This window comes from Shewanella sp. GutDb-MelDb (genome assembly GCF_002836075.1).
Taxonomy (GTDB): Bacteria; Pseudomonadota; Gammaproteobacteria; order Enterobacterales; family Shewanellaceae; genus Shewanella.
Genome location: NZ_PJBM01000080.1, coordinates 1 through 1380, shown reverse-complemented (window position 1 = coordinate 1380; position 1380 = coordinate 1). Strand labels below are relative to the sequence as shown.

2 protein-coding genes are annotated in these 1380 nt (G+C 41.0%); both read left to right on the top strand.

The annotated features are described in order from the left end of the window. The coding region (locus tag CXF82_RS01415; RefSeq protein WP_145991638.1) for a DUF3458 domain-containing protein at window positions 1-1150 on the top strand (1150 nt) is incomplete at its 5' end. 88 nt (window positions 1151-1238) lie between these two features. Continuing rightward, a partial coding sequence (locus tag CXF82_RS01410) for a DUF2835 family protein (protein ID WP_145991637.1) occupies window positions 1239-1380 on the top strand: 142 nt, incomplete at its 3' end.

The following is a 1380-nucleotide window of genomic DNA, read 5'->3' as shown; positions in this document are numbered from 1 at the left end:
TGGGCAATCTAATAAATTACCGCAACATATTCCTTTTGATATTGAGCTTATTGATGCAGAAGGTCATAGTTTAGTGAATCAAGTCTTAGACTTTAAAGAACAATCTCAGCAATTTGTGTTTGAGGACGTGAAAGCCAAACCCGTTGCCTCGTTACTGCAAGATTTTTCTGCGCCGGTTAAGCTAAGCGTTAAATACTCTATAGAGCAACTGCTTCATTTGATGCGTTTTGCAAATAGCGAAGTCGCTAAATGGGAGGCTTCAGTAGCACTGTTTAGTCAGTCTATTTGGCAATGCGTTGATAATTTACAAAATGGCAAAGCAATGCACATAGATAGCCGCTTGGTAGATGGTTTTAAAGGTGTTTTGTTGTCAGAAAACCTCAATGAAGCCCTAATGGCTGAAATTCTAACGCTAACAAGTGCAGGTTCGTTGATTGAGCAAACAGATTCAATTGATTTAGACAACTTGGCGCTGGCGCGTCAGTTTGCGGTGCTGCAAATTGCGCAAGGGTGTGAAGAGGAGTTGCTCGCCAAAGTAAGGCAGTTACAAAGTCTGGATAGTGCAGATGCCCGAGCATTGAAAAACGTTTGTTTAAGCCTGCTTTTGAACGTTGACGATTCATACCGTGAATTAGCTAAGCAACAGTTTGAGTCTTCAGACAATATGACTGATACGTTAGGCGCGTTAACGGCTCTGAACGGTGAAACGTCGCTTGACAGAAATCAGCTAATGAACGCATTTGAAACTCGCTGGTTAGAAACCCCATTAGCGATGGATAAATGGCTTAGTTTGCACGCAACGTTTGCTAGCAAAGACTGTATAGGGCAATTAGAACAGCTGTTAAAACATGATGCCTTTAGCATGTCTAACCCAAATCGAGTGCGCTCACTGATCGGTGTTTTCGCTGCTGCCAATACATTTGAGTTTCATCGTAAAGATGCAAAGGGTTATGAGTTTCTGACTAAAGCAATCATTAAGCTTAATAAAGTTAACCCACAAGTGGCAGCAAGGATCATCACGCCGCTCATTCAATTCAAAAAATACGACCTAGCAAGGCAAGCGTTGATGCGTAAATCGTTACAGGAGATTTTGGCGATTAATGATCTTTCTAAAGATCTTTATGAAAAGGTGACCAAAGCGTTATCATAATCGTTATCGACTAATTAAAATATCAGCTTATTCAGAGTATTACTCTCTGTTTAAGCTGTGCTGTTAACATCAACCAGAGAAAAGACGAGTGCGACAATCAGACCAGATATTTCAATTTTCCCTCAATATCAGCTACGAAGATTTCCTACCATACTATCGTGGACAAGTGACTAAAGTAGAAGTCGTCGATACCGCCGGTAGAACCTTATGGATCAGCGCCAGACATTTTA